This is a genomic window from Stenotrophomonas sp. 05N423 (genome assembly GCF_056397145.1).
In genome coordinates this window covers 57,567-83,458 of sequence record NZ_JBFTMV010000007.1, presented here as the reverse complement: position 1 = coordinate 83,458, position 25,892 = coordinate 57,567, and the positions used below count along the sequence as shown (strand labels likewise).

The 25,892-nt window shown below is 69.0% G+C and carries 23 protein-coding genes; 19 read left to right on the top strand and 4 right to left on the bottom strand.

Features of this window, described 5'->3' with window-relative positions:
- Positions 1-68: 68 nt before the first annotated feature.
- Entirely contained in the window at positions 69-959 is an 891-nt protein-coding gene (locus AC1DGW_RS12180; RefSeq protein WP_478023254.1) for an alpha/beta fold hydrolase, read from the top strand.
- A 79-nt stretch (positions 960-1,038) separates the two neighbouring features.
- Here the strand turns inward: AC1DGW_RS12180 and AC1DGW_RS12175 are convergent, their stop codons facing one another.
- Positions 1,039-1,470 carry a YkgJ family cysteine cluster protein gene (locus AC1DGW_RS12175; RefSeq protein WP_478023252.1) on the bottom strand — a complete coding sequence of 144 codons (432 nt, stop codon included), beginning with the start codon at positions 1,468-1,470 and terminating at the stop codon, positions 1,039-1,041.
- A 101-nt stretch (positions 1,471-1,571) separates the two neighbouring features.
- Between AC1DGW_RS12175 and oleC the strand changes: the two genes are divergently transcribed.
- The 3 genes from oleC (at position 1,572) to AC1DGW_RS12160 (ending at position 4,478) form a co-directional block, all read left to right on the top strand.
- The gene (gene oleC / locus AC1DGW_RS12170; protein ID WP_478023250.1) at positions 1,572-3,224 is read left to right on the top strand and encodes an olefin beta-lactone synthetase; all 1,653 of its coding nucleotides are present in this window, start codon (positions 1,572-1,574) and stop codon (positions 3,222-3,224) included.
- On the top strand, positions 3,221-4,219 hold the full coding sequence (gene oleD / locus AC1DGW_RS12165) for a 2-alkyl-3-oxoalkanoate reductase (protein ID WP_478023248.1): 999 nt from the start codon (positions 3,221-3,223) through the stop codon (positions 4,217-4,219). Before oleC ends, oleD begins: the two co-directional genes overlap by 4 nt.
- Positions 4,220-4,322: 103 nt before the next feature.
- Positions 4,323-4,478 carry a DUF1328 domain-containing protein gene (locus AC1DGW_RS12160; protein ID WP_082443529.1) on the top strand — a complete coding sequence of 52 codons (156 nt, stop codon included), beginning with the start codon at positions 4,323-4,325 and terminating at the stop codon, positions 4,476-4,478.
- A gap of 58 nt (positions 4,479-4,536) precedes the next feature.
- On the opposite strand, the gene ddlA is transcribed toward AC1DGW_RS12160, so the two are convergent.
- Entirely contained in the window at positions 4,537-5,640 is a 1,104-nt protein-coding gene (ddlA, locus tag AC1DGW_RS12155) for a D-alanine--D-alanine ligase (RefSeq protein WP_478023245.1), read from the bottom strand.
- 172 nt (positions 5,641-5,812) lie between these two features.
- Here ddlA and AC1DGW_RS12150 point away from each other — a divergent pair, with 172 nt between their 5' ends.
- The 4 genes from AC1DGW_RS12150 (at position 5,813) to AC1DGW_RS12135 (ending at position 9,612) form a co-directional block, all read left to right on the top strand.
- Complete coding sequence (locus AC1DGW_RS12150) at positions 5,813-6,460, top strand: ubiquinone biosynthesis accessory factor UbiJ (RefSeq protein ID WP_478023243.1); 648 nt, start codon at positions 5,813-5,815, stop codon at positions 6,458-6,460.
- Positions 6,457-8,124: a ubiquinone biosynthesis regulatory protein kinase UbiB gene (gene ubiB, locus AC1DGW_RS12145; protein ID WP_478023241.1), complete on the top strand. Its 1,668-nt coding sequence runs from the start codon at positions 6,457-6,459 to the stop codon at positions 8,122-8,124. Before AC1DGW_RS12150 ends, ubiB begins: the two co-directional genes overlap by 4 nt.
- Complete coding sequence (locus AC1DGW_RS12140; protein ID WP_478023239.1) at positions 8,121-8,795, top strand: Qnr family pentapeptide repeat protein; 675 nt, start codon at positions 8,121-8,123, stop codon at positions 8,793-8,795. The genes ubiB and AC1DGW_RS12140 overlap by 4 nt, the downstream gene beginning before the upstream one ends.
- Positions 8,796-8,880: 85 nt before the next feature.
- The gene (locus tag AC1DGW_RS12135; RefSeq protein ID WP_478023237.1) at positions 8,881-9,612 is read left to right on the top strand and encodes a pseudouridine synthase; all 732 of its coding nucleotides are present in this window, start codon (positions 8,881-8,883) and stop codon (positions 9,610-9,612) included.
- 6 nt (positions 9,613-9,618) lie between these two features.
- Here AC1DGW_RS12135 and AC1DGW_RS12130 read toward each other — a convergent pair whose 3' ends face one another.
- The gene (locus AC1DGW_RS12130; protein ID WP_478023235.1) at positions 9,619-10,005 is read right to left on the bottom strand and encodes an MAPEG family protein; all 387 of its coding nucleotides are present in this window, start codon (positions 10,003-10,005) and stop codon (positions 9,619-9,621) included.
- Positions 10,006-10,071: 66 nt separating this feature from the next.
- On the bottom strand, positions 10,072-11,028 hold the full coding sequence (locus tag AC1DGW_RS12125; protein ID WP_478023233.1) for a tetratricopeptide repeat protein: 957 nt from the start codon (positions 11,026-11,028) through the stop codon (positions 10,072-10,074).
- 175 nt (positions 11,029-11,203) lie between these two features.
- On the opposite strand from AC1DGW_RS12125, the gene AC1DGW_RS12120 reads away from it, so the two are divergent.
- The 11 genes from AC1DGW_RS12120 (at position 11,204) to lldP (ending at position 25,888) form a co-directional block, all read left to right on the top strand.
- Entirely contained in the window at positions 11,204-12,265 is a 1,062-nt protein-coding gene (locus tag AC1DGW_RS12120; RefSeq protein WP_478023231.1) for a HEAT repeat domain-containing protein, read from the top strand.
- Positions 12,262-13,788, top strand: coding sequence for a glycosyltransferase family 2 protein (locus tag AC1DGW_RS12115; RefSeq protein ID WP_478023229.1), 1,527 nt, complete (start codon positions 12,262-12,264; stop codon positions 13,786-13,788). The genes AC1DGW_RS12120 and AC1DGW_RS12115 overlap by 4 nt, the downstream gene beginning before the upstream one ends.
- A 17-nt stretch (positions 13,789-13,805) precedes the next feature.
- Positions 13,806-15,086 (top strand): YaiO family outer membrane beta-barrel protein, encoded by a 1,281-nt coding sequence (locus AC1DGW_RS12110; protein WP_478023227.1) that lies wholly within the window; start codon positions 13,806-13,808, stop codon positions 15,084-15,086.
- 13 nt (positions 15,087-15,099) lie between these two features.
- Positions 15,100-17,478, top strand: coding sequence for an LTA synthase family protein (locus AC1DGW_RS12105; protein ID WP_478023225.1), 2,379 nt, complete (start codon positions 15,100-15,102; stop codon positions 17,476-17,478).
- A complete protein-coding gene (locus AC1DGW_RS12100) occupies positions 17,478-18,419 on the top strand; it encodes a hypothetical protein (RefSeq protein ID WP_478023221.1) in 942 nt (313 codons plus the stop codon). Before AC1DGW_RS12105 ends, AC1DGW_RS12100 begins: the two co-directional genes overlap by 1 nt.
- 58 nt (positions 18,420-18,477) lie before the next feature.
- The gene (gene arfB, locus AC1DGW_RS12095; RefSeq protein WP_478023219.1) at positions 18,478-18,909 is read left to right on the top strand and encodes an alternative ribosome rescue aminoacyl-tRNA hydrolase ArfB; all 432 of its coding nucleotides are present in this window, start codon (positions 18,478-18,480) and stop codon (positions 18,907-18,909) included.
- A gap of 60 nt (positions 18,910-18,969) precedes the next feature.
- Positions 18,970-19,530, top strand: coding sequence for a 1-acyl-sn-glycerol-3-phosphate acyltransferase (locus tag AC1DGW_RS12090; protein ID WP_478023217.1), 561 nt, complete (start codon positions 18,970-18,972; stop codon positions 19,528-19,530).
- Between the two features lie 3 nt (positions 19,531-19,533).
- Positions 19,534-20,970 (top strand): cryptochrome/photolyase family protein, encoded by a 1,437-nt coding sequence (locus tag AC1DGW_RS12085; RefSeq protein ID WP_478023215.1) that lies wholly within the window; start codon positions 19,534-19,536, stop codon positions 20,968-20,970.
- A gap of 110 nt (positions 20,971-21,080) precedes the next feature.
- Complete coding sequence (gene dcp / locus AC1DGW_RS12080) at positions 21,081-23,237, top strand: peptidyl-dipeptidase Dcp (RefSeq protein ID WP_478023213.1); 2,157 nt, start codon at positions 21,081-21,083, stop codon at positions 23,235-23,237.
- A 147-nt stretch (positions 23,238-23,384) separates the two neighbouring features.
- Positions 23,385-24,005, top strand: a complete 621-nt coding sequence (gene lepB / locus AC1DGW_RS12075; protein WP_478023520.1) for a signal peptidase I — start codon at positions 23,385-23,387, stop codon at positions 24,003-24,005.
- A 224-nt stretch (positions 24,006-24,229) separates the two neighbouring features.
- Positions 24,230-25,888 carry an L-lactate permease gene (lldP, locus tag AC1DGW_RS12070; protein ID WP_478023210.1) on the top strand — a complete coding sequence of 553 codons (1,659 nt, stop codon included), beginning with the start codon at positions 24,230-24,232 and terminating at the stop codon, positions 25,886-25,888.
- Positions 25,889-25,892 lie beyond the last annotated feature (4 nt).

The following is a 25,892-nucleotide window of genomic DNA, read 5'->3' as shown; positions in this document are numbered from 1 at the left end:
GCCATCCGTCCATCGTCCGCCGCCGGCAGCGTCCGCGGCGGCCGTATCCGATCCAGACAGGTCCGCGCTTGAATTTTCCAGGTTACCCCGCCACCACCCACCGTTTCGAGGTCCGCTCCGGCCTGTCGATGAACTACATCGACGAAGGCCCGCGCGATGGCGAGGTAGTCGTCATGCTGCACGGCAATCCGTCGTGGAGCTATCTGTGGCGGCACCTGGTCAACGGCTTGAGCGATAGGTACCGTTGCATCGTCCCGGACCACATCGGCATGGGCCTGTCCGACAAGCCGGACGACAGCCGCTACGACTACACGCTGCAGTCGCGCGTGGACGACGTTGCCGCGCTGCTCGACCACCTCGGCATCACCGGGCCGGTCACGCTGGCGGTGCACGACTGGGGCGGCATGATCGGTTTCGGCTGGGCGCTGGCGCACAAGGCGCAGGTCAAGCGGCTGGTCATCACCAACACCGCGGCTTTCCCGCTGCCGGCGGAGAAGCCGATGCCGTGGCAGATCGCCATGGGCCGGCACTGGAAGCCGGGCGAGTGGTTCATCCGCACCTTCAACGCATTCTCGGCCGGCGCCTCGTGGCTGGGCGTGAGCCGGCGCATGCCGGCCGATGTGCGCCGTGCCTACGTGGCGCCGTACGACAGCTGGGACAACCGCATCGCCACCATCCGCTTCATGCAGGACATCCCGCTGTCGCCGGCCGACAAGGCCTGGCCGCTGCTGGAGCGCGCCGCCGCGGCGCTGCCGTCCTTCGCCGACCGCCCGGCGTTCATCGCCTGGGGCCTGCGCGACATCTGCTTCGACCACCACTTCCTCGCCGGCTTCCGCAAGGCGCTGCCGCAGGCCGAGGTGATGGCCTTCGAGGACGCCAACCACTACGTGCTGGAAGACAAGCACGAGGTGATCGTGCCGGCCGTGCGGGCGTTCCTGGAACGCAATCCGATCGGCTGAACGTCGGCTCCTACCGGTTGGATGACGCGACGGGACCACAGCGGGCTGCAGTCCATGAAGGCGTGGCGCGGTTCCGCGCTTACGCCGCGACAGGCGTGTTCGGTGGTGAGGACGGGCTGTTGCCGCTGTCGTCCGGATGGTCGTCGTCGTTGTCGGCGCCGTCGCGCCAGCGCCAGTCGGCCAAAGTGAGTGGCGCCATGCCGTGGGCGATGCGTGCGCGGTCGCACTGCGAACTGGCCTTGCCGTATTCCCATGACGCATCCACCTCGCGGCACACGCTGGGCCGGTTGGGGTGGATGCTGCAGCGCGAATACACGCCGATCTCCGAGTCCAGCGCCACGCAGCGGATCGGGTCCGAATAGGTGCCGCGCATGCACAGGCGGTGCGCGTCCAGGCGCTCGGTCAATTCGTGCGGCACGCCGCCTTCGGTGACCTCGTCCGATTCCATCCAGTGGAAGGCGACGCGGTACTGGGTGCAGCAGGCGCCGCAGGTGAGGCAGGGATGGAGCATGGGGGCCGGCCTTCGGGCGGCTGTACGGGCAGGGGAGGCGGAAAATTTTCCACGCGCCCGCGCCGCGCGCAAGAATTTTCTTCAGCGGCGACAATAGGAAGATGAACGAACCGTGCAACATCGCCGCGCGCCTGCCGCAATTGGCGCGCGAACGGCCCGACCAGATCGCCATCCGCTGCCCGGGCCGGGCCGGCGCCGGCGGCATGGCCGCCTACGACGTCGCCCTCGACTACCGCAGCCTGGACGCCCGCAGCGACGCCATCGCCGCCGGCCTGTCCGCCCATGGCATCGGCCGCGGCGTGCGCACGGTGGTGATGGTCCGCCCGGGGCCGGAGTTCTTCCTGCTGATGTTCGCCCTGTTCAAGAGCGGCGCGGTACCGGTGCTGGTCGATCCAGGCATCGACAGGCGCGCGCTGCGCCAGTGCCTGGATGAAGCGCAGCCGCAGGCCTTCATCGGCATCCCGCTGGCACACCTGGCGCGGCTGCTGCTGGGCTGGGCGAAGTCCGCCACCCGGCTGGTGACGGTCGGCACCCGCTGGGGCTGGGGCGGCACCACGCTGGCGAAGATCGAGGCCGCCGGGGCCGGGGCCGGCAGCCAACTGGCCGACACCGCGCCCGACGACGTGGCCGCGATCCTGTTCACCAGCGGTTCGACAGGTGTGCCCAAGGGCGTGGTCTACCGCCACCGTCACTTCGTCGGCCAGGTCGAGCTGCTGCGCAATGCCTTCGGCATGGAGGCCGGTGGCGTGGACCTGCCGACCTTCCCGCCGTTCGCGCTGTTCGACCCGGCGCTGGGCCTGACCTCGGTGATTCCGGACATGGACCCGACCCGGCCCGGCAGCGCCGATCCGCGCAGGCTGCACGACGCCATCGCCCGTTTCGGCGTGACCCAGCTGTTCGGGTCGCCCGCGTTGATGCGGGTGCTGGCCGAGTACGGCCGGCCGCTGCCGATGGTGACGCGGGTGACCTCGGCCGGCGCGCCGGTACCGCCGCAGATCGTGGCGAAGATGCGCGAGCTGTTGCCTGAGAACGCGCAGTTCTGGACGCCCTACGGCGCCACCGAATGCCTGCCGGTGGCGGTGATCGAAGGCCGCGAACTGGAGGATACCCGCGAGGCGACCGAAGCCGGCGCCGGCACCTGCGTCGGCCGCGTGGTGGCGCCGAACGTGGTGCGCATCATCGCCATCGACGACGCGCCGATTCCCGACTGGAGCGGCGCGCGCGAGCTTCCCGCCGGCGAAGTCGGCGAGATCACCGTGGCCGGCCCCACCGCCACCGACAGCTATTACAACCGCCCGCAGGCCACCGCCGCGGCCAAGATCCGCGAGGCGCTGGCCGATGGCGGCGAGCGCATCGTGCACCGCATGGGCGATGTCGGCTGGTTCGATGGCGAAGGCCGGCTGTGGTTCTGCGGGCGCAAGACCCAGCGCGTGGAAACCGCTGCCGGGCCGCTCTACACCGAACAGGCCGAACCGGTGTTCAACACCGTGCCCGGCGTGCGCCGCACCGCGCTGGTCGGTGTGGGCGCGCACGGCAGGCAATTGCCGGTGCTGTGCTACGAGCTGCTGCCCGGCGCCGACGCGGCGACGGTCGAACCGCAGCTGCGTGCGCTGGCCGCGCGCCATCCACACCTGACGGGCATCGGCCAGTACCTGCGCCATCCTGCCTTCCCGGTCGATATCCGCCACAACGCCAAGATCGGCCGCGAGAAGCTCGCCGCCTGGGCCGCTACGCAACTGAAGGAACACGCATGAAGATCCTGGTCACCGGCGGCGGTGGTTTTCTCGGGCAGGCGCTGTGCCGCGGGCTGGTCGAGCGCGGGCATGAGGTGCTCAGCTTCAACCGCGGCCATTACCCGGCGCTGGCCGCGCTGGGCGTGGGCCAGATCCGTGGCGACCTGGCCGATGCCAGCGCCGTGCGCCATGCCGCCGCGGGCGTCGATGCGGTGTTCCACAACGCCGCCAAGGCGGGTGCCTGGGGCAGCTACGACAGTTATTTCCAGGCCAACGTGGTGGGCACGCGCAACGTGCTCGATGCCTGCCGCGCGCACGGCGTCGGCAGGCTGGTCTACACCTCCACGCCCAGCGTGACCCACCGTGCCACCCATCCGGTGGAAGGGCTGGGCGCGGACGAAGTACCGTACGGCGAGGATTTCCAGGCACCGTATGCCGCCACCAAGGCCATCGCCGAGCGCGAGGTGCTGGCCGCCAACGGCCCGGAGCTGGCGACCGTGGCACTGCGCCCGCGATTGATCTGGGGGCCGGGTGACAACCAACTGGTGCCGCGCCTGGCCGAGCGGGCCCGCGCCGGCCGTCTGCGCTTCGTCGGCGATGGCCTGAACAAGGTGGACACGACCTACATCGACAATGCCGCGCAGGCGCATTTCGACGCCTTCGATCACCTGGTGGCGGGCGCGGCCTGCGCCGGCAAGGCCTACTTCATTTCCAATGGCGAGCCGCTGCCGATGCGCGAGCTGCTCAACAAGCTGCTCGCGGCGATGGGCGCGCCGGCGGTGGAGAAGTCGATCTCGTTCAAGGCGGCCTACCGCATCGGTGCGGTCTGCGAAAAACTGTGGCCGCTGCTGCGCCTGCGCGGAGAGCCGCCGATGACGCGCTTCCTCGCCGAACAGCTGTGCACGCCGCACTGGTATTCGATGGAACCGGCACGGCGCGATTTCGGCTATGTGCCGCGGGTGTCGATCGAGGAAGGGTTGCGTCGCCTGCGCGCCAGCGTGCAGGGCGTGGGCTGAAGCGGGTCAGGAGCCCATCATCTGGCGATCACGCCCCCATCACCATGCCGCCACCGTGGTTTTACGAGGATCGAACCCGAGTTCTCACACACGGGAGATCCCGATGCTCCACTACGCCATCGTCTTCTTCGTCATCGCCATCATCGCCGCGCTGCTGGGGTTTTCCGGCATCGCTGGCGCGGCCAGCAACATCGCCTGGATCCTGTTCGTGGTGTTCCTGATCCTGGCGGTGATCTCCCTGTTCCGCAGGAAGGGATGACGCGCGTCCGTGCGGGAGCCGGCAGGCGCGTCGCGCCGCCGGCTCCGGCCGCCAGCGCTCAACCGCTGGTGATCGAGCTGCGCAGCGCCTTGTCGGCGGCGTGGCGTTCCAGCGCAAGCTCCACCAGGCGGGTGATCAGCGAGGTGTAGTCCAGGCCGCTGGCGCCCCACAGCTTGGGATACATGCTGATGCGGGTGAAGCCGGGCAGGGTGTTGATCTCGTTGATGACGACCTCGCCCGCCGGGGTCAGGAACACGTCCACGCGGGCCATGCCGGCACAGTCCAGCGCCTGGTAGGCGCGGATGGCGATCTGGCGGATGCGCTCCTGCGCCTCGGCCGGGATGTCGGCCGGGATCACCGTCTCGGCGCCGTTGGCGCTGATGTACTTGGTGTCGTAGGCGTAGAAATCGTCGTGCACCACCACCTCGCCGCAGACGCTGGCCTCGGGGTGGTCGTTGCCCAGCACGGCGCACTCGATCTCCCGGCCGACGATGGCCGATTCCACCAGCACCTTGTGGTCGAAGGACAGCGCCAGCGCCATCGCCGTACGGAACTCGTCGGCATCGCGCACCTTGCTCACGCCCACCGATGAGCCCTGGTTGGCCGGCTTGACGAACAACGGCGTGCCCAGCTGCGCGACCAGCGCGTCGTAGTTGGCCGCGGCTGCGGTGGCGCGGCTGAAGCAGACGCACGGCGCCACCGGCAGGCCGGCGTCGTGCAGCAGGCGCTTGGCCACGTCCTTGTCCATCGCCACCGCCGAACCAAGCACGCCGGAGCCGACGAAGGGCAGGTTGGCCATGCGCAGCAGGCCCTGCAGCGAGCCGTCTTCGCCCAGCGTGCCGTGCACGATCGGGAACACCACGTCGATCTGCGCCAGCGCCGTGGCCGGGTCGCTGGGCACCAGCTGTGCCTGCTCGCGGCCGGGCAGCACCGCCAGCGCATTGCCGGAGCGGTTCAGCGCGATCTTCGCCGGGTCGCCGGGATTGAGCAGGAACTGCTGCGGATCGCTCAGGTGCCAGTGGCCCTGCTTGTCGATGCCGATCAGGCTGACGTCGAAGCGCTCCTTGTCCAGTGCGTCGAGGATGTTCTTCGCCGACTGCAGCGAGACCTCGTGCTCGGCCGAACGACCGCCGAAGATGATGCCGACCCGGGTCTTGCCCATTGCCTGTTGCTCCTGCCGATTGCATTGATGCGCATAGCATGGGGGGAAAGCAGGGAATGGGGAACAGGGAAGCGGAAGGAGCGGTTTGCGGGGCGTCAGCTCCGCAAACCCAGGCACGACGCGGCTGCGCTGCTCCCCGTTCCCGCATCCCCGCTTCGGTAGAATGCCGGGCATGTCTGCCTCTCCCTTCAAGTTCATCAAGCCGCTGGCCGGCCGCGCGCTGGAAACGGCGCTGAACCATGCGCTGGCGCTGGATCCCGACACCCGCGCCGCGCTGGCGCCGCTGGATGGCCAGCGCATCGCCCTGACCCTGGAATCGCCGTCGCTGGCGCTGCAGATCGGGGTCGACGGGCAGCGCCTGACGGTCGGCCCGGTGGACGCGTCGCAGGAGCCGGACCTGGCCGTGCGCAGCACGCTGGGCGGGGTGCTGGCGCAGCTGCCGTTCCTGGCCAACGCGCGCCGCAGCCCGGGTGCGGCACCGGCCGGGCGGGTGAAGGTTTCCGGCGACGCCGAGCTGGCGCGGCGCCTGCAGCAGCTGGCCACGCGCTTCGATCCGGACTGGCAGCAGCCGTTCGTGGCGGTGTTCGGCGAAGTGCTGGGCGTGCAGGTCGCGCAGACCCTGCGCGCGGCGCTGGCGCAGGCCCGCCGCAGCGCCACCGACCTGGCGCAGACCGCGGCCGAATACGTGACCGAGGAATCGCGCGACGTGGTGCCGCGCGCCGAGCTGGACGCCTTCCACGACGACGTCGATGCGATCCGCGACGACGTCGAACGCCTGGCCGCGCGCGTGGCGCGCCTGCGCAGCGGAGGCCGGGCATGAAGGCGACCCGCGCGATGTTCCGCGCCAGCCGCATCGGCCGGGTGATGCTGCGCTACCGGCTCGACGACCTGTTCGACGGCACGCCGGCCGAACGCTGGCTGCGCATCGCCCGGCCGTTCGTGCCGCGCGCGCGCGGCGACATCGCCTCGCTGCCGCGCGGTGCGCGCCTGCGCCTGGCGCTGCAGGAGCTTGGCCCGATCTTCGTCAAGTTCGGGCAGATCCTGTCCACCCGCCGCGACCTGGTGCCGCCGGACGTGGCGGTCGAGCTGACCCTGCTGCAGGACCGGGTCAAGCCGTTCGACGGCGAGCGCGCGCGGCAGATCGTCGAACAGGCGCTGGGCCTGCCGGTCAGCGAGGCGTTCGCCAGCTTCGATACCGCGCCGCTGGCTTCGGCCTCGATCGCCCAGGTGCACGCGGCCACCCTGCACGACGGCCGCCAGGTGGTGGTCAAGGTGCTGCGCCCGGACATCGAGCGGCAGATCGATGCCGACATCGCCCTGCTCAGGTCGCTGGCCGCGCTGGTCGAGCGCACCCATCCGCGCGCGGACAAGATCCGTCCGCGCGAAGTCGTGGCCGAGATCGAGACCACGCTGGCCGCCGAGCTGGACCTGCAGCGCGAAGGCGCCAACGCCAGCGTGCTGCGCCGCTTCTGGCAGGATTCGGACGACCTCTACGTGCCCGAGGTGATCTGGACCCATACCGCCGAGCGCGCGCTGACCCTGGAGCGGGTCTGGGGCATTCCCTCCGACGACATCGCCGCGCTGGACGCGGCCGGCATCGACCGCCGCGCCCTGGCCGCCAAGGGCGTGCGCGTGTTCTACACGCAGGTGTTCCGCGACAACTTCTTCCATGCCGACGCGCACGCCGGCAACATCTGGGTCGACACCGATCCGGCGCGGCGCGACAACCCGCGCTTCATCGCGCTGGATTTCGGCATCATGGGCCAGCTCTCGGAAGAGGATCAGTACTACCTGGCCGAGAACTTCATGGCCATCTTCAACCGCGATTACCGCCGCATCGCCGAACTGCACGTGCAGGCGCGCTGGATGCCGGCCACGGTGCGCATCGACGACCTGGAGGCGGCAGTGCGCGCGGTGTGCGAGCCGTACTTCACCCGTCCGCTGTCGCAGATCTCGCTGGCCGAGGTGCTGCTCAAGCTGTTCCGTACCGCGCAGCGCTACCAGCTGACCCTGCAGCCGCAGCTGATCCTGCTGCAGAAGACGCTGCTCAACATCGAGGGCGTCGGCCGCCAGCTCGACCCGCAGCTCGACATCTGGGCGGTGGCCAGGCCGGTGCTCGAACGCATCCTGCGCGAGCGTTACAGCCCGCGCCGCGCGTTGAAGGAACTGCGCCGCCGGTTGCCGGAAATCATGACCCGCACGCCGGACATGCCGGTGCTGGTTCATGCCTGGCTGCGCCAGCAGGTCGAAGGCCAGCATGAGCTGTCGATGCGTTCGCAGGACATCGTCGACCTCGACCGGACGCTGCGGCGCATGCAGCGGCGCGTGATCGGCGCGGTGGCGGGTGCCGGCCTGCTGGTGGTGGCCGCCCTGCTGCACGGCCTGCATGCCGGTGGCCCGCAATGGGCGACGGTGCCGCTGTGGTCGTGGGTCAGCGGCGGCGTGGGCGCATTGGCGCTGGCATCGGCATGGCTGCGGCGATGAGCGCCGGGGCCGTCGCGGCGCCGACGATCATCAGCAACGAGCGCATCGACAGGGGCCGCTTCACCGGCGCCAGGATCGCCAACACGCATTTCCGCAACTGCGATTTCTCCGGCGCCGACCTGACCGGCGCCGAGTTCGTGAACTGCGTTTTCTACGATCCGGACACCCAGATAGGCTGCCGCTTCAACGGCGCGCAGCTCAAGGAAGCCAGCTTTCGCCAGTGCGACCTGAGCATGTGCGTGTTCGCTTTCGCCAAGGCGTTGGGGCTGGAGATCGCCGAGTGCAGGGCGCAGGGTGCGGATTTCTCCAATGCCAGCTTCATGAACCAGATCACCGCGCGTACCTGGTTCTGCAGCGCCTTCATCAAGCAGTCCAACCTCAGCTACGCCGATTTCTCCGGCGTGACACTGGAGAAATGCGAGTTGTGGGAGAACCGCTGGGTCGGCGCCAACGTATCGGGCGCGAACTTCAGCGGATCGGACATGTCAGGCGGGGATTTCTCGGCGCTGGACTGGCGTTCGGCCGATTTCACCCACTGCGACCTGACCGGTTCGGAACTGGGCGACCTCGACCTGCGCATGGTCGATCTGGAAGGCGCCAGTCTCGATACCCTGCAGGTCGCGCAGCTGATGCTGCGCATGGGCATCACGGTCGAACCGCTGAAGTCCTGATGCCCCACGGGCCCTGCCGCTCCGCCGTGCGGGGCTTCCACGAAACGGGCCGACGCATGGCTGGCCCGAACAGACAGGCCGAACCATGGATCACGACACGACGACATCGATGCCCGACCGGACGTTGCCGGTGCTGTACACCGACGACTGGCTGGCCGTGGTCGACAAGCCAGCCGGGCTGATGGTCCACGACAGCAAGCTGGCGCGCGGCGAGGACGATTTCCTCGCCGACCGCCTGCGCGAACAGCTGGGCCGGCCGATCTTCCTGATCCATCGCCTAGACCGCGCCACCAGCGGCTGCCTGCTGCTGGCCTTCGACCGAGACACCGCCAGCGCCCTGGGCAAGGCGCTGATGGGCGGCGATGTCGGCAAGGATTACCTGGCCGTATGCCGTGGCTGGCCTGCGGAGGCGTCCTTCACAGTCGACCACGATCTCGATGGCGGCCCCGGCAAACCGGTGAAAAAGCCGGCCATCACCCACTTCCAGACGCTGCTGGCCGGCGAACTGCCGGTGCCGTCGAACGGCTTCCCGACCTCGCGCTACGCGCTGCTGCGCTGCCAGCCGCAGACCGGCCGCTTCCGCCAGATCCGCCGGCACCTGAAGCATGTGTTCCATCACCTGATAGGCGACACCAGCCACGGCGACGGCCGCCACAACCGTACCTTCCGCATGCACGGCGTGCACCGCATGCTGCTGCACGCGCAGCAGCTGTCGTTCCCGCATCCGCAGGACGGACGCCGCATCGAGGTGCAGGCGCCGCTGGATGCGGAATTCCGCAAGGCCTTCCAGCTTCTGGGCTGGGACGGGATTCCGTAGGCGGACTCAGCCGGCTCCCAGCGCGGCCAGCACGATCAACGCCGCCGTGCAGGCGAAGCCGCCCAGCCACGACAGGCTGCGCAGCAACGGCTTGTCGCCGACGTAGAGCAGGCCGTGCAGGATGCGGAACACCACGAAGGCGATGGCGAGCGGGGTGACCGTGGCCGCGTCCACGCCGGCCAGCTGCGCCAGCACCACGCCGGCGGCGAACGGCGCGAAGTTCTCGAAGGCATTCAGGTGCGCTGCGTTGGCGCGCTGCACGAGGTGGTTGTCGCTCCTGGCGACCCAGGCACGCGGGTTGCGGTTGTTGTAGCCGGGCCGCGCCTTGGCGACGGCTACCCAGATGTAAGGCAGTACCGCGGCGATCAATACACACCAGTAAGCGGTCGACATGGGCTGCTCCTTCGGGAAAGGCGCAGCCTAGCCGATGCCGCCTCGCGGCGCCCGTCCGCACGGGGTCTAGCGGGGCGCGCTGGATGGTTCCTTCAGGCGCTCCAGCAGCTCGTTGACCTCGGCGTTGTCCGGCGTGGCGGCGTGCAGCTTTTCGAGCAGGGCCCGTGCCTGTTCCGTCCGGTCCTGCCGGTAGAGCACCTGCGCCATGCCCTGCATGGCGTCGTTGTCGTCAGGTGCGAGTTTCATTGCCTGGTCGAACGCCGTCGCCGAGCCGTCCAGGTCGTCCAGGCGCAGCAGCGCGAAGCCCAGGCCGTCCCAGGAATCGGCCTGGGCGCCGGGCATCAGGGTCGCCTGCCGGAACGCGTCGCGCGCCAGCGCGTTGTCGCCGCGACGCAGCTGGATCCAGCCGGCGAGCACGTGCGCGGCGTAGTCCATCGGCTGCACGGTGGCCAGTTCGCGCAATGCACCGTCGTAATCGTCCTGCTCGAACAGGCCCTGGGCGCGCTCGTTGGCGAGCTGGCGCGGCGAGCGGCCATGTTCGAGCGAACCGTCGAACTCGCGCGTATCGACGTTGCCCGCGTGCTGCTCCAGGTAATCGCGCACGCTGCGGGCGCGGTGCAGGCCGAGATAGCAGTGGATGTACACCGTGCCCTGGCTGGCGATGGCCGCCTCGGCCGCGGCGCGGGAATTGCGCTCGTAGTCGGCGCCGAAGCGCTGGCCGAGGATGCTGCCCATCGGGAAATTGAGGACGCGGATGCCCAGGCGCCCGGCGCGCTCCTTCTCGTCGTCCAGCAGGGAGGCCTCATAGGGCAGGCTCGGGTTGAGCAGGCTGATGATGGTGGTGATGCCTTCGGCCTTGAGCCGGTGCATGTCAGCATCCACCGGGTAGGGGCCGAACACGAAACGCGAGCCGGTGACCGACTGCTGCGCCCGCCACGGCTGCACCACGAAGCTGGCCGGATGCAGCAGTACCCAGACGCCGGCAATGCCGCAAAGCAGGGCCAGGCCGGCGCCGATGGCCAACCATCTGTTTCTTAACGTTTTTTTCATTTCCCTGCTCCGGCTGCTGTTGCACATTGGTGAGCATGTGCAATTATTGTGATGTTTGTCACAAAAACTTTGCGCCTTTTTGCCGGTTATTACCTAGAGACATTTCAACGCGGACATGGATTGCCGCTTTCGTGCCAGGGGAAAGATCATGGAAAGTCTGTTGCACGGTTCACCTGTAGTGGTGATTGCGTTCTGGGTGGCGGTCCTGACCATCGCGATGGCCTGCCTGCTGCTTGCCGGGATCGTGGTGCTGAGGATGCGCGCATTGCGGCGGGAAAGGCGAGACTTCCGCGAGCGCGAGTATTGGGCGCAGGCCCTGAAGCAGGAACTGGCCGGCGGGTCCCCTTCGCTGCGCAAGCTGGACATGCGCCAGGCGCATGGCTTCATCGAGGCCTGGAACACGGCCCATGAGTCGCTGCCGGAGGCCGATTCGCGACGGCTGGCGGCGCTGGGCGAGCGGGTCGGACTGGTGGAGGCCGCGCGCCGGCAACTGCGCGGGCGCTACCACGACCGTGCGATGGCGATCATCGCCCTTGGCCACCTGCGCGATGAGCGGCTGTTCGACGAGCTGTCCGGCTTCCTGGAAAACCCCAGTCCCATCGTGTCGCTGTGCGCCGCGCGCGCACTGGCGCAGATCGATCCGCCGCGGGCGATGGCGCTGTTCGTGCCGATGATCGCCTCGCGCGAGGACTGGTTCCCGGGCAGCGTGGCGCGGATCCTGACCGAGAACCAGGACGGCAGCGCGGCGCGCGAACTGTCCAGCGTGCTGTTGCGCGCGAACACGGATACGGCCGCGACGCTGGTGCGCCTGCTCGCGCGCATCGCGCCGGAGCAGGCCACCGGCGTGGTCCGGCAGCTGCTCGACGCGCAGGTGGACGACCACGTCATCTCGGTGTGCCTGCAACTGCTCAACGAACCACAGGACCGGGAACGGGCCAAGCGCTTCCTCGAATCGCCGCGCTGGCACGTGCGCATGCATGCGGCCGCGGCGCTGGGCCGCATGGGCGAGCCGGCCGATCGCGGCCTGCTGGAGCCGCTGCTGTCTGACAACGTCTGGTGGGTGCGCTACCGCACCGCGCAGGCGCTGCTGGCGTTGCCCGGAATGGGCGCGCAGGCACTGCTGCAGATCAAGGAGCGGCTGGCCGACGCCTATGGCCGCGACATCATCGACCACGTGCTGTCCGAGCACAGCCTGGGGATCAAGGCATGAACGCGTACTGGCAGATGGTCGTGGACTTCTTCTACCAGGTGCCGTGGGTGCACCTGATGATCTCGCTGCAGTGGTTCTTCATGGCCTATTTCGTGGCCATCAACCTGGCCTACCTGGCGCTGAACTACATCTCCGCGTACCAGATCGTGCGCTACATGCGCGAGCACCGCGCCAACTACCTGCCGGAGGCGCTGCGCGAGTACCAGCCGCCGGTGAGCGTGCTGTTGCCGGCACACAACGAGGAAAAGTCGGTGGTGTCCTCGGTGCGCTCGCTGCTCAAGACCGGTTATCCGGATTACGAGATCGTCGTGATCAACGACGGCTCCACCGACGGCACCCGCGAGGCGCTGATCGAGGCCTTCGGGCTGGTGATGGTGCCCGAGGCCTACCGGGCGCGGCTGAAGACCGAGGCGGTGAACGGCGTCTACGCGTCGGCGACGCATCCGCGCGTGCGCATGGTGGACAAGGCCAACGGCGGCAAGGCCGACGCGATCAACGCCGGCATCAACTGCGCGCGCTATCCGCTGTTCTGTGTGATGGACGCCGACAGCATCCTGCAGCCGGAAAGCCTGTCGCGGGTGGTGCGGCCGTTCCTGGAGGACCGCCGGGTGGTGGCCAGCGGCGGCGTGGTGCGCGTGCTCAATGGCTGCACCGTCACCGACGGGCAGTTGTCCCGGATCGGCCTGCCCGACCGCTGGCTGCCCAGCTTCCAGCTGGTCGAATACCTGCGTGCGTTCCTGTTCGGGCGCGTGGGCTGGTCGCCGATGAACGCGTTGCTGATCATTTCCGGCGCCTTCGGCGTGTTCTACAAGGAGCGCGTGGTCGCCATCGGCGGCTATCGCGCCGATACGGTGGGCGAGGACATGGACCTGGTGGTCCGCATGCACAGCAACCTGCGCAAGGAAAAGCGCGACTACCGCATCGTCTTCGTGCCCGATCCGGTGTGCTGGACCGAAGTGCCGGCCGACCTGAAGTCGCTGCGCAGCCAGCGCATGCGCTGGCAGTACGGCCTGGCCGAAAGCCTGTGGTCGAACCTGTCGCTGGTGTTCAGCCGCCGCGGCGGCGTCGCGGGCTGGGTCGCGTTCCCGTTCATGATGCTGTTCGAGTTCTTCGGGCCGGCGATCGAAGTGACCGGCTACGTGGCGATGATCTCGCTGGCGATCCTCGGCCTGGTCCCGCTGGATGTCTTCCTGGTGTTCCTGGTCGCGGCGGTGGGCATGGGCGTCCTGCTGTCGGTCAACGCGATGCTGCTGGAGGAACTCTCCTTCGGCCTGTACGCGCGCCCGCGCCAGCAGCTGCGGCTGTTCGTGGTGGCGGTGCTGGAGAACTTCGGCTACCGCCAGATCAATTCGCTCTGGCGCCTGCTCGGCACCGTGAACTGGCTGCTGCGACCGCGCAAGCGCCATGGCTGGGGCCGCATCCATCGCGACGGTTCCTGGCAACAGGTGCCGGAAGAAGCCATCTCGCCGGCCGGGGTGTCGGCCGCCCCCATCCGCCCCGAAAGCGGCGGGCCCAACCCATGATCAACAGGAATCCTCCCGTGGCCGAGTCATCGCGTTTCCGTCCCACCCACCGGCGGCTGGTACAAGGCCTGGCGCTGGCGCTGGCCGTCGCAGCCGGCCCGGCGCTGGCGCAGGACAGCGCGCCCGACAGCCTGACCGCGCAGATGCTGCAGGTCCGCGACCTGGCCACCGGCGGGCAGCGCGCCGAGGCGATCGAGCGCTACACCGCGCTGCTGGCCGAACATCCGGGCAATGGCGACCTGCTGCTGGCGCGCGGCCGCACTTATGCCTGGGAAGGCCAGTACGCCGCTGCCGAGGCGGATCTCAACGCCGTGGTGCAGAACAGCCCGGGCTATGCCGATGCCTGGTCGGCGCTGGGCGACGTCTACCGCTGGAGCGATCGCCCGCAGCAGGCCGCTGATGCCTACGCGCACTGGGTGGAACTGGCGCCGCAGGACCCGCAGGCGCGCATCGCCCGTGGCCGCGCGCTGCGCGATGCCGGCCAGGCCGCTGCCGCGCGCGCCGACTTCGATGCCGCGCTGGCGATGGGCGCTGATCCGGCGGAAGTCGATTCGCTGCAGCAGAGCCTGGTGCCGCGCATGGCCAACCCCGATGCGATGTCCGCCGCCGGCTACACCTGGGGCGTCAGCGCGGGCTGGAGCCACACCGGTTTCAGCGGTGGCCGCCAAGGCTGGAACGACTACGACCTGACCCTGCGCCGCTATTTCGAGCATGGCTCGCTGGGCCTGGAACTGCTGCGCGCCGACCACTTCGGCACCGGCAGCAACGCCTGGGCGCTGGATGGCTATGTACCGTTGTGGTCGCGCGCCTACGCCAACCTGCGCTACCAGCAGGGCCCGTCCAGCGGCGTGCTGCCGAAACAGGCGTGGCGTGCGGAAGTGTTCCAGGGCGTGGGCAATGGCTGGGAAGTGTCGGCCAGCGTCGATCACCTTCGCTTCTCCGGCAATACCGAGTTCTATGGCGTGGGCGTGGGCCGCTATGTCGGCAACTGGTACGGCCGCTACAAGCTGCAGCATGTGCCCGGCGTGGGTTCGGGCAGCTGGAGCCATCGCGTGCTGCTGCGCAACTACTACCGCGGTGATGCGGACGACTACTGGGAAGTGAGCGCCGGCAGTGGCCGCAGCACCGACATGGACCGCTTCGGCACCGTCGTGCGCAACAGCAATCTTGCCGTTGGCGTCGCCTGGACGCATTACTTCGCGCCGCGCTGGGGCTTCAAGGTGGGCGCGGGCTACGCTGATGACGATGGCGGCTTTGCCGAGAAGCGGGTGTCGCTGTCGGTCTATACGCGCTGGTGAGGGGAACGCGCTGATGAGTGTCGTACAGAGTGGTGGTGCGTATCCGCGCTTTTCTTCCGGGTTCCGGGCTCTGCTGCTGGCGCAGATCGTGCTTGTGGCCGGCAGCGTGATCGCCGGCAGTGCCGGCATGGCGTGGAGCGGGAACGAAAAGTGGACCGTCGCCGCCACCGCGCTGGCGCAGGCGCTGCTCGTGCTGCTGCGCGCGGTGCCGGTCCTGCTGCTGCTGTCGCTGCCGCTGCTGGCGCTGAAGCGTCCGCTGCTGCGCGCCGTGGCCGTGGCCCTGCCGTGGTCGCTGCTCATCGTCGTGCAGGGCATGCTGGACCAGTACTACCAGGTGGCGCGCGTGCCGCTGGGCGCGGACCTGTTCGGCTACAGCTTCGCCGAGATCCGCACCGCGCTGGGCGACGGCGCGCCGCTCAATGGCGGCAGCCTGCTGGCGATGAGCCTGCCGCTGCTGGTGCTGTGGACCGGCCTGTGGTGGTGGGTGCGGCGCGATGTACGCGGCTCGGTGCTGTGGACCACGCTGCTGCTGGTGATCGGCCTGCTGGCCTGGCTGGTGCCGTTGCCGGCCGGCGCCGGCGCGCTGAAGGACGAGTCGGCGCGTGGGCTGGCCAGCAACAAGCTGGCCTGGTTCGGCGCCGATGTATGGCGCTGGCAGGGCGGCGACGCACCGGCCGCTGCGGTGGCCGATACCGGCGGGCAGGCCGCGGACAGCGGCGAGCCGGCGCTGGATCCGCACTATCCGTTCCTGCGCGACGAGCGCACGCCCGACGCGCTCGGCCCGTGGTTCTCGCCCACCGCGGACGGCCGCCCGCCGAACGTGGTGGTCATCGTGGTCGAAGGACTGGGGCGTTCGTTCTCCGGTCCGCAGGCCTCGCTGGGCAGCTTCACGCCGTTCCTCGACGACCTCGCCACCCGCAGCCTGTACTTCGACAATTTCCTGTCCAACCAGGGCCGCACCTTCGGCGTGCTGCCGACCCTGTTCGGCTCGGCGCCGTTCGCCGACCAGGGATTCACCGCGCTGGGCGAGCGCATGCCGCCGCATCCGGGCCTGTTCAACGTGCTTGGCCAGCAGGGCTATCACACGGCGTTCTACAACGGCACCGACACCGGCTTCGACAACGAGAAGGGCTATATGCACCTGCAGCAGGTGCAGACGCTGGTGGACATGAACAACTTCGGTCCCGGCTACCAGCGCAACCCGTTCAGCACCTGGGGCTACCCGGACAAGGAACTGGTCTCGCGGGTGCTGGCCGACAGCGACCGCCTGCAGTCCCCGTTCCTGCTGGCGATGCAGACCATCTCCATGCATACCAGCTACCGCTTCCCCGGGCAGGACGCCTACCGCGCGCAGTTCGCGCAGCGCCTGGGCCAGTTGCGGATTCCCGAGGCGCAGCTGCCGTCCTACCAGGGGCAGGCGGACATCTACAGCAGCATCCTCTATACCGACGACCAGTTGCGCCGCTACTTCGACGCGGTGGCCAAGGCGCCGTGGTATGCCGACACCATCTTCGTCATCACCGGCGACCATCGCCTGCCGGAAATCCCGATGGGCGAACACGTGGACCGCTACCACGTGCCGCTGATCATCTTCTCGCCGCTGCTCAAGCGCCCCGGGCGCATCCGTGCCGTGTCCTCGCAGCTGGATGTCCTGCCTTCGCTGCTGGCGCTGCTGTCCAACACCTATGGCCTGAAGCGGCCGGCGCGCGCGCCGTGGCTCGGTACCGGCCTGGACATGGCCGACGACTTCCGCAACATCCACGAACTGCCGTTGAAGCAGACCAAGACCAGCGCGCCGGAATACCTGGCCGAACGCTGGTGGCTGCACGACGGCAAGCTGTACCAGCTGCAGGATGGCATGCACCTGGCCGAAGTGGACGATGCGGCCCTGCTGGCCTGGACCAACGCGCGCCTGCAGCGCTACGTGCAGGCCAACGCGATCTTCATGCAGCAGCAGGCGCTGGACCCGGATGCGGCCAGGCCGGCGCTCGTGGTCTACCAGGCCGTGCCGCAGGCGCAGGTGCGTCCGCCGGAGGGGCCGGCCATGGCCGGGCTCTCGATGGAGTCTGCGCAGGTGGCGCGCACCGGCGCCGGTCTGCGCCTGTCGATGGTGTTCGGCAATGGCGATGGCGAGCCCAGCCGCAAGTTCGTGCCGCTGGCCGTGCTGACCGCCGCCGACGGACGCGAACTGCAGGAAGTGTATGGCCGCGCGCTGCAGCTGCCGGCGCGCGGGCGCCAGCAGGTGGAGCTGGAGCTGCCGCGGCCCGGGGCCTGTGACGCGCGCTGCTACGTTTCCGTGTTTCCGTCCGATCCGGACACCGGCAAGGCCATCGGACAGGGGCGTTATCGCCTGCCGGTGGATGCCGCCACCGCAACAGGAACCTCCCCGTGATGCGCCTGCGTACCGCCCTGTGTCTGCTGTTCGTCCTCTGTGCGCTGCCGACGGCGGCGATGGCCAAGGCCAGCCGCGCCATCTGGACCTGGGAGGCGGAGTCGTACGCGATGGTCGAGGATCCGGCCGTCGCCGAGGAGGCGGTGGCCTACCTGAAGTCGCAGGACATCGACACGGTGTACCTGTACGCCGATGCGTACCGTGGCCGCAACCTGGTCGTCGAGCAGCCGCAGCTGTACCGGGCCTTCATCGAGCACCTGCACCGGCGGCACATGAAGGTGTACGCGCTGCTCGGCTCGGCCTACCTCAATACCGAGAACTACGTGCTGCCCTCGCACCGCGCGGAGGCCGAGGCGATGTTCCGGCGGGTGGTCGAGTACAACGCGGCGATGCCGCAGGCAGCGCGCTTCGATGGCGTCAACCTGGACATCGAGCCGCACATCCTCGATGAGTGGAACGACGACACGCGCGAACGCCTGCTGGTCGGCTTCCTCGACATGAGCGACGCGCTGATGCGGATCAAGCGCGAATACAAGGCCACGCTGATGGTGGGGCCGGCGATTCCGTTCTGGCTGGACGGCATCGAGCTGGAGTGGAAGGGCAGGGTCCGGCCAGCAAGCGAGCACGCCATCGACACCTACGACTACGTCGCGTTGATGGACTACCGCGACAAGGCCGAGGGCCGCGACAGCATCCTCTCGCACGCGGCCGACGAGATCGCCTACGCCAACCGGGCCGGCAAGAAGGTGGTGATCGGGCTGGAGGTGTCCTCCAACGACATCAACAAGGTCACCTTCGACGAGGAAGGCCCCAAGGTGTTCGAGCGGGAAGTGCGCAAGGTCGAGAAGGCGCTGCGTGGCGAGCCATCGTTCGCCGGCTTCGCCATCCACCATTACCGCGCCTACCGGCGCTGGGCCGCGCGCGACTGGCCCGACCTGTAACCCGGGTGGCCGCCGCCGCGCCGCGCTACGGCCGCCATCGGCCGCTTACAATGCGCCGATGGTGAGTGAAGCCCTCCAGGTCTCGGCACGGCTGGCGATTCCGGAAACGGAGATCGTCGAGCGTTTCGTGCGCGCCAGCGGGGCCGGCGGGCAGAACGTGAACAAGGTGTCCAGCGCGGTCGAACTGCGCTTCGACGTGGCCGGCTCGCCGTCGCTGCCGGAGCCGCTGCGCGCGCGTCTGCTGGCGCGGCGCGACCGCCGCATCACCGATGACGGCGTGCTGGTGATCGACGCGCAGCGCTTCCGCACCCAGGAGCGCAACCGCGCCGACGCGCGCGAGCGCCTGGCCGATTTCATCCGCGCCGGGATGGTGGTGCCCAAGGCCCGGATCGCGACCAAGCCCACCCACGGCTCCAAGCTGCGCCGGCTGGACGAGAAAAAAGGACGGGCGCAGCTCAAGCGCGGCCGTTCGCAACGGAACTGGGAGTAGCGCTTGGACAACACACCGTCGCGGGGCAGGCCGCCGGTCGTTCCCCCCATTCCAGCGAACATGCCGCGCGTGCGCGGCAGCGGTTTTGTCCGCTGGCTGGGGCGCGCGGTGCTGCGCCTGGGCGGCTGGCGCGTGGTCGGGCCGATCCCCGACCTGCGCAGGGCGGTGGTCATCGCCGCGCCGCACTCGTCCAACTGGGATGGTCTCTGGGGCTTGGCGGCGAAGATGGCGCTGGGCGTGGAGGCGCGCATCCTCGGCAAGGACAAGCTGTTCTGGTGGCCGCTGGGCGCGGTGCTGCGCCGGCTGGGCGTGGTGCCGCTGGACCGCAGCTCGCCACAGGGCACGGTGGGGCAGGCGGTGGCGATGATCCAGGGCAGCGAGCGCATCTGGTTCGCGCTGGCGCCGGAAGGTACGCGCAAGCCGGTGAAGGAATGGAAGAGCGGTTTCATCCGCATCGCGCGCATGGCGCAGGTGCCGATCGTGCCGGCCTATTTCCATTACCCGGAAAAGATCATCGGCTTCGGCGCGCCGATCCACACCAGCGGCGACGATGTCGCCGACATGGCCGTGGTACGCCAGTGGTACCGGCCGTGGATCGGCCGCAATCGCGGCACGGTGTAGGCAATGGGCATCGCGCTGGTCTGGCTGCGCGACGACCTGCGCCTGGACGACCAGCCGGCCCTGCGCGCGGCGCTGGACCGCGGCCTGCGGCCGCTGCCGGTCTACATCCATGCGCCGGAGGAAGAGGGCGAGTGGGCGCCGGGCGCGGCGTCGCTGGCATGGCGCCGGCGTTCGCTGGCGGCGCTGGCCGATGCGCTGGAACGCCGCGGTTCCCGCCTGCTGCTGTCGCGCGGGCCTACGCTCGCTGTCCTGCAGGCGCTGGCCGCGCGCACCGGTGCCGAGGCAGTGCTGTGGACGCGGCGCTACGAGCCTGTCATCGAGCAGCGTGATGCGCACATCAAACGCAGCCTGCGCCAGGCCGGCCTGCACGCAGAGAGCTTCAACGGCGCGCTGCTGTTCGAGCCCTGGGAACTGGCGACCCGGCAGGGCGATCCGTACCGGGTGTTCACGCCTTTCTGGAAATCGGCGCGCGCGCACTGGCGGATGCCGGCCACCTGGGAGGCGCCGGCGCGCCTGCCCGCGCTGGATGCGGTGGATATGCCTGCAGGCGGGCACCTCGACGATCTGCTGCCGGCACCGCGCCCCGTGTGGGACGCGGGTTTCTGGCAGCGCTTCACGCCCGGCGAAAACGGCGCGCGCGCCGCCCTGCAGGCCTTCCTCGATGGCGCCGTGCACGGCTACGCGCAGGGCCGCGATTTCGCTGCGCATGCCGGCACTTCACGGCTGTCGCCGCACCTGCACCATGGCGAGCTGTCGGTGCGGCGCATCGCCGCCGCGGTGCTGGACGCCGGCGATGCCATCGCCGAGGCCGACCGTGACCGTTTCCTCGCCGAGCTGGGCTGGCGCGAGTTCGCCCATCACGTGCTGCATCACTACCCGCGCGTGCCCGACCACAACCTCGACCCCCGCTTCGACGATTTCCCGTGGGTGGCGCCTGACGCGGCGCTGCTCGACGCATGGCGGCAGGGACGCACCGGCGTGCCCATCGTCGATGCCGGCATGCGCGAGCTGTGGAAGACCGGCTGGATGCACAACCGCGTGCGCATGGTGGTGGCCAGCTGGCTGACCAAGCACCTGCGCCAGCACTGGCGGCACGGCGCGCGCTGGTTCTGGGACACGCTGGTGGATGCCGACCTGGCCAACAACACCCAGGGCTGGCAGTGGACCGCGGGCACCGGTGCCGACGCGGCGCCGTACTTCCGCGTGTTCAACCCGGTCAGCCAGGCGCGGCGGTTCGACCCGGACGGCGCCTACATCGCGCGCTGGGTGCCGGAACTGGCGGACCTGCCGCCGCCCGCGCGTTTCGCGCCGTGGGAACACCCCGAGCTGGCACGCCGGCTGGCGCCGGGCTACCCGGCACGGCCGCAGGTGGAACTGGCCGCGGGCCGGGACGATGCGTTGGCTGCCTTCGCCACGCTGCGTCGCGGGCGTGCGACCTGAGCCGGCCGACAGGCGCCGCGCATCCACACGCCACCATCGGCACATGCCAGCCTGCGGCCGACGGAGTAGGGTTTGCGATCGCACGCAACCGTCCCACAGGAGCACGTTACATGTCGCGCACCGTCATTCTGGCCGCCGCCATCAGCCTTGCGCTGGCGGCCTGTTCCGGCAAGGAGTCCACCGCCCCCGTGACCGCCCAATCCCCGACCGCCGGCCAGCCGGCCGATGCCTCGACCAATCCGTTCATGAACGCCAGTGCGTTGCCGTTCCAGGCGCCGGCCTTCGACAGGATCAAGGACGGCGACTACCTGCCGGCGTTCGAGGAAGGCATGCGCCAGCAACTGGCCGAGATCAGGCAGATTGCCGACAACGCCGAGCCGGCCAGCTTCGACAACACCCTGCTGCCGCTGGAGAAATCCGGCGCGATCCTCGATCGCACCAGCCGCGTGTTCTTCAGCGTGGTACAGGCCGACACCAATCCCGAGCGGCAGAAGATCCAGGAAGAGGTGATCCCGAAGCTGGCCGCGCACAGCGATGCCATCCACCTTGACGCCAAGCTGTTCGAGCGGGTGAAGGCGGTCTACGACGCGCGCGCCGGCGCCGGGCTCGACCCGGAGCAGCTGCGCGTGGTCGAGGAAACCTACAAGGGCTTCGTCAAGGCCGGTGCCCAGCTCAGCGACACCGACAAGGAAACGCTGAAGCAGTACAACGCCGAGGAAGCCACGCTCGCCAACGACTTCCACAACAAGCTGGTCGCGGCCACCGCCGCCGGCGCGGTGGTGGTGGACGACAAGGCGCAGCTGGCCGGCTTGAGCGACGGTGACGTCGCCTCGGCGGCCGAAGACGCCAAGGGCCGCAAGCTTGACGGCAAGTGGGTGCTGGCGCTGCAGAACACCACCCAGCAGCCGGTGTTGATGTCGCTGCAGGACCGCGACCTGCGCGCCAAGGTGCTGGAAGCCTCGGAGACCCGCACCGAACACGGCGACGCCAACGACACCCGCAAGATCATCCAGCGCCTGGCGCAGCTGCGCGCGGCCAAGGCCAAGCTGTTGGGCTTCCCGAACTACGCCGCCTACAACCTCGGCGACCAGATGGCGCAGACCCCGGCCAACGCGCTGAAACTGCTGACCGACACCGTGCCGGCCGCGACCGCCAAGGCGCGCGGCGAACTGGCCGAGATCCAGAAGGTGGTCGATGCGCAGAACGGTGGCTTCAAGGCCGCGGCCTCGGACTGGGACTTCTACGCCGAGCAGGTGCGCAAGGCCAGGTACGACCTGGACGAAGCGCAGATCAAGCCGTACTTCGAGCTGGACAATGTGCTGCAGAACGGCGTCTTCTTCGCCGCCAACCAACTCTATGGCCTGACCTTCAAGGAGCGCAAGGACATCCCGGTGTACCACCCGGACGTGCGAGTGTTCGAGGTCAGTGACGCCGACGGCAAGCCGCTGGCGCTGTTCTACGCCGACTATTTCAAGCGCGACAGCAAGTCCGGCGGCGCATGGATGGACGTGTTCGTCGAACAGGACGGCCTGACCGGCGCCAAGCCGGTGGTCTACAACGTGTGCAACTTCACCAAGCCCGCCGCCGGCCAGCCGGCGCTGCTGAGCTGGGACGACGTGACCACGATGTTCCATGAGTTCGGCCACGCCCTGCACGGCATGTTCTCGAACACGAAGTACCCGAGCGTGGCCGGCACCGGCGTGCCGCGCGACTTCGTCGAGTTCCCGTCGCAGTTCAACGAGCATTGGGCGTCGGACCCGAAGGTGTTCGCCAACTATGCCAAGCACTACCAGAGCAAGGAGGCGATGCCGCAGGCGCTGGTGGACAAGATCGCCAAGGCCAAGACCTTCAACCAGGGCTATGCCACCACCGAGTACCTGGCCGCGGCGCTGCTCGACCTGGCCTGGCACACGCAGGGCGCCGACGCGCCGCAGCAGGACGTGGATGCGTTCGAGGCCGACGCGCTGAAGAAGTACCACGTCGATCTGGCGCAGGTGCCGCCGCGTTACCGCAGCAGCTACTTCGACCATATCTGGGGCGGCGGCTATTCGGCCGGTTACTACGCCTATTTCTGGGCGGAGATGATCGACCACGACGCCTTCGAGTGGTTCAAGGAGCATGGCGGCCTGACCCGCGAGAACGGCCAGGTGTTCCGCGACAAGATCCTGTCCATCGGCAACACCCGCGACCTGGCTACCGCCTATCGCGAATTCCGCGGCAAGGATCCGAGCGTGGAGCCGCTGCTGAAGAACCGCGGGCTGAAGTAAGCCTGGCGGCACCGAAGCGGGAGGGGCGACCCTCCCGCTTTTTCTTTGCCTGTCGCCGGCTGCCGGCCACAGGGATGACGGCTGGAAGCGGGAACTTTCCACGAAGGCGGGCAGTCGATGCTGGACCCACCCGTGGAGTGCACCGCCATGACCCGCGACGACCGCGCCGCTTCCGCCCACCCCGTGCTGGCCTGGCTGCGCCGCGAAGCGTTGCCGCTGGCGGCGATGCTGTTGTTGCTGGGCGCGGCGCGCGACACGCTGGCCAATCATTACCAGGTGCCCAGCGGTTCGATGCAGCCGACGCTGCAGCCCGGCGACCACGTCGTGGTGGACATGCGGGCCTACGGCCTGCGCCTGCCATTCACCGGCATCCGCCTGCTCGACACCGGCCATCCGCGGCGCGGCGATGTGGCCGTGTTCGATTCGCCGGCCGACGGCACGCGGCTGATCAAGCGGGTGGTGGCGGTGGCCGGCGATCGCGTCGAACTGCATGGCGGCTACCTGCGCATCAACGGCCAGCCGCTGAACCTGGAGCCTCTGCAGGAAGCCTTCGGCGCGAAGCAGGTGACGTTGGACCTGGACGCCGGCGGCGGCCCGGACATCGACGGCATCACCATTCCCGGGGGCAAGCTGCTGGTGCTGGGCGATCATCGTGGAAACAGTTTCGACGGCCGCTTCTTCGGCCTGGTCGATGCCGACAAGGTGTACGGCAAGGCGCGCGCGGTGTTCTGGCGCCGGGGCGAGGGCATGGAGTGGCGGGCGCTGTAGTCCCGCCTGCATCGGCCGGGCGACGTTTGCGTGATCGTCCGGCCAATTCCCTGAAATTGGTCTGTCCAATATCCGGGAAAAAGCTGTGATCTAATGCGCTCTCCGCGGGCTGCCTGATTCCATCCGCATCCGCTGGACTTGGTGTTGTTTATTGGTAATACCAATTGCAACGCCGTGGCATGCCTGCCATGTGCAGGCGCTGTCCTGTCCAATGGGGAGTCGACATGCAGCCTTGGGAACAACTGTACGACCCGGCCGGCAACATCTGGCTGTCCAGCCTGATCGCGCTGCTGCCCATCGCCTTCTTCTTCGTCGCGCTGGCCGTGCTGCGCATGAAGGGCTGGCTGGCCGGCACGCTCACCGTCGTCATCGCCCTGGGCGTGGCGCTGCTGTTCTACCGCATGCCGCCGCTGCAGGCGCTGGGCGCGGCGCTGTACGGCTTCGTCTACGGCCTGTGGCCGATCGCCTGGATCATTCTCGGCGCGGTGTTCCTGTACAAGATTTCGGTCCGGACCGGCCAGTTCGACATCATCCGCGCCTCGATCCTGTCGGTGACCGAGGACCAGCGCCTGCAGATGCTGATGGTCGGCTTCGCCTTCGGCGCGTTCCTGGAGGGCGCGGCCGGCTTCGGCGCGCCGGTGGCGATCACCGCCGCGCTGCTGGTCGGGCTGGGCTTCAAGCCGTTGTACGCGGCGGGCCTGTGCCTGATCGCCAACACCGCGCCGGTGGCGTTCGGCGCGATGGGCATCCCGATCATCGTCGCCGGCCAGGTCACCGGGCTGGATGCGTTCGAGATCGGGCAGATGGCCGGGCGCCAGCTGCCGTTCCTGACCCTGGTCGTGCTGTTCTGGATCATGGCGATCATGGATGGCTGGCGCGGCATCCGCGAAACCTGGCCGGCGGTGCTGGTGGCCGGCGGTTCGTTCGCGCTCGCCCAGTACCTGACGTCCAACTTCATCGGCCCGGAGCTGCCGGACATCACCGCGTCGCTGGCCTCGCTGGTGTGCCTGACCCTGTTCCTGCGCCGCTGGAAACCGCGGCGCATCTTCCGCTTCGAGACCGAGGCCAGCGCCGAGGCCGCCGCGCTGGCGCAGGAAGCGCCGCGCCATAGCGCCGGCCAGATCGCGCGCGCGTGGTCGCCGTTCCTGATCCTCACCGGCCTGGTCACGCTGTGGAGCATCAAGCCGTTCAAGGCGCTGTTCGCCGCCGGCGGCGCACTGGAAGGCTGGGTACTGAAACTGCAGGTGCCGGGCCTGGACAGGCTGGTGCGGAAGATGCCGCCGATCGTCGACGCGCCTTCCGCCTACGAGGCGGTGTACAAGTTCGACTGGTTCTCGGCCACCGGCACCTCGATCCTGCTGGCGGCGCTGATCGCCATTCTCGTGCTGCGCATGCCGGCCAGGGCGGCGCTGTCCACCTTCGGGCAGACCGTGCGCGAGTTGAAGACGCCGATCTATTCCATCGGCATGGTGCTGGCCTTCGCCTTCATCGCCAACTATTCCGGGCTGTCGGCGACGCTGGCGCTGGCCCTGGCGCATACCGGCGATGCGTTCACCTTCTTCTCGCCGTTCCTGGGCTGGCTGGGCGTGTTCCTGACCGGTTCGGATACCTCGTCCAACGCGCTGTTCTCGGCGCTGCAGGCCACCACCGCGCAGCAGATCGGCGTGTCCGACGTGCTGCTGGTGGCGGCCAACACCACCGGCGGCGTGACCGGCAAGATGATCTCGCCGCAGTCCATCGCCATCGCCTGCGCGGCGGTGGGGCTGGCCGGCCGGGAGGCAGACCTGTTCCGTTTCACCATCCGCCACAGCCTGGTGTTCACGGCGATGGTCGGGCTCATCACCAGCGCGCAGGCATGGTGGCTGACGTGGATGATTCCCTGAGCGG

What these genes read in the sequence shown, in the direction of transcription:
- oleC (WP_478023250.1), top strand. Translation starts at nt 1,572, where the DNA reads ATGAACGAACCGTGCAACATCGCCGCGCGCCTGCCGCAATTGGCGCGC.
- AC1DGW_RS12105 (WP_478023225.1), top strand. Translation starts at nt 15,100, where the DNA reads ATGAGTGTCGTACAGAGTGGTGGTGCGTATCCGCGCTTTTCTTCCGGG.
- AC1DGW_RS12120 (WP_478023231.1), top strand. Translation starts at nt 11,204, where the DNA reads ATGGAAAGTCTGTTGCACGGTTCACCTGTAGTGGTGATTGCGTTCTGG.
- oleD (WP_478023248.1), top strand. Translation starts at nt 3,221, where the DNA reads ATGAAGATCCTGGTCACCGGCGGCGGTGGTTTTCTCGGGCAGGCGCTG.
- ddlA (WP_478023245.1), bottom strand. Translation starts at nt 5,640, where the DNA reads ATGGGCAAGACCCGGGTCGGCATCATCTTCGGCGGTCGTTCGGCCGAG.
- AC1DGW_RS12115 (WP_478023229.1), top strand. Translation starts at nt 12,262, where the DNA reads ATGAACGCGTACTGGCAGATGGTCGTGGACTTCTTCTACCAGGTGCCG.
- AC1DGW_RS12175 (WP_478023252.1), bottom strand. Translation starts at nt 1,470, where the DNA reads ATGCTCCATCCCTGCCTCACCTGCGGCGCCTGCTGCACCCAGTACCGC.
- ubiB (WP_478023241.1), top strand. Translation starts at nt 6,457, where the DNA reads ATGAAGGCGACCCGCGCGATGTTCCGCGCCAGCCGCATCGGCCGGGTG.
- AC1DGW_RS12100 (WP_478023221.1), top strand. Translation starts at nt 17,478, where the DNA reads ATGCGCCTGCGTACCGCCCTGTGTCTGCTGTTCGTCCTCTGTGCGCTG.
- AC1DGW_RS12090 (WP_478023217.1), top strand. Translation starts at nt 18,970, where the DNA reads ATGCCGCGCGTGCGCGGCAGCGGTTTTGTCCGCTGGCTGGGGCGCGCG.
- lldP (WP_478023210.1), top strand. Translation starts at nt 24,230, where the DNA reads ATGCAGCCTTGGGAACAACTGTACGACCCGGCCGGCAACATCTGGCTG.
- AC1DGW_RS12135 (WP_478023237.1), top strand. Translation starts at nt 8,881, where the DNA reads ATGGATCACGACACGACGACATCGATGCCCGACCGGACGTTGCCGGTG.
- AC1DGW_RS12160 (WP_082443529.1), top strand. Translation starts at nt 4,323, where the DNA reads ATGCTCCACTACGCCATCGTCTTCTTCGTCATCGCCATCATCGCCGCG.
- lepB (WP_478023520.1), top strand. Translation starts at nt 23,385, where the DNA reads ATGACCCGCGACGACCGCGCCGCTTCCGCCCACCCCGTGCTGGCCTGG.
- AC1DGW_RS12085 (WP_478023215.1), top strand. Translation starts at nt 19,534, where the DNA reads ATGGGCATCGCGCTGGTCTGGCTGCGCGACGACCTGCGCCTGGACGAC.
- AC1DGW_RS12150 (WP_478023243.1), top strand. Translation starts at nt 5,813, where the DNA reads ATGTCTGCCTCTCCCTTCAAGTTCATCAAGCCGCTGGCCGGCCGCGCG.
- dcp (WP_478023213.1), top strand. Translation starts at nt 21,081, where the DNA reads ATGTCGCGCACCGTCATTCTGGCCGCCGCCATCAGCCTTGCGCTGGCG.
- arfB (WP_478023219.1), top strand. Translation starts at nt 18,478, where the DNA reads ATGGTGAGTGAAGCCCTCCAGGTCTCGGCACGGCTGGCGATTCCGGAA.
- AC1DGW_RS12140 (WP_478023239.1), top strand. Translation starts at nt 8,121, where the DNA reads ATGAGCGCCGGGGCCGTCGCGGCGCCGACGATCATCAGCAACGAGCGC.
- AC1DGW_RS12130 (WP_478023235.1), bottom strand. Translation starts at nt 10,005, where the DNA reads ATGTCGACCGCTTACTGGTGTGTATTGATCGCCGCGGTACTGCCTTAC.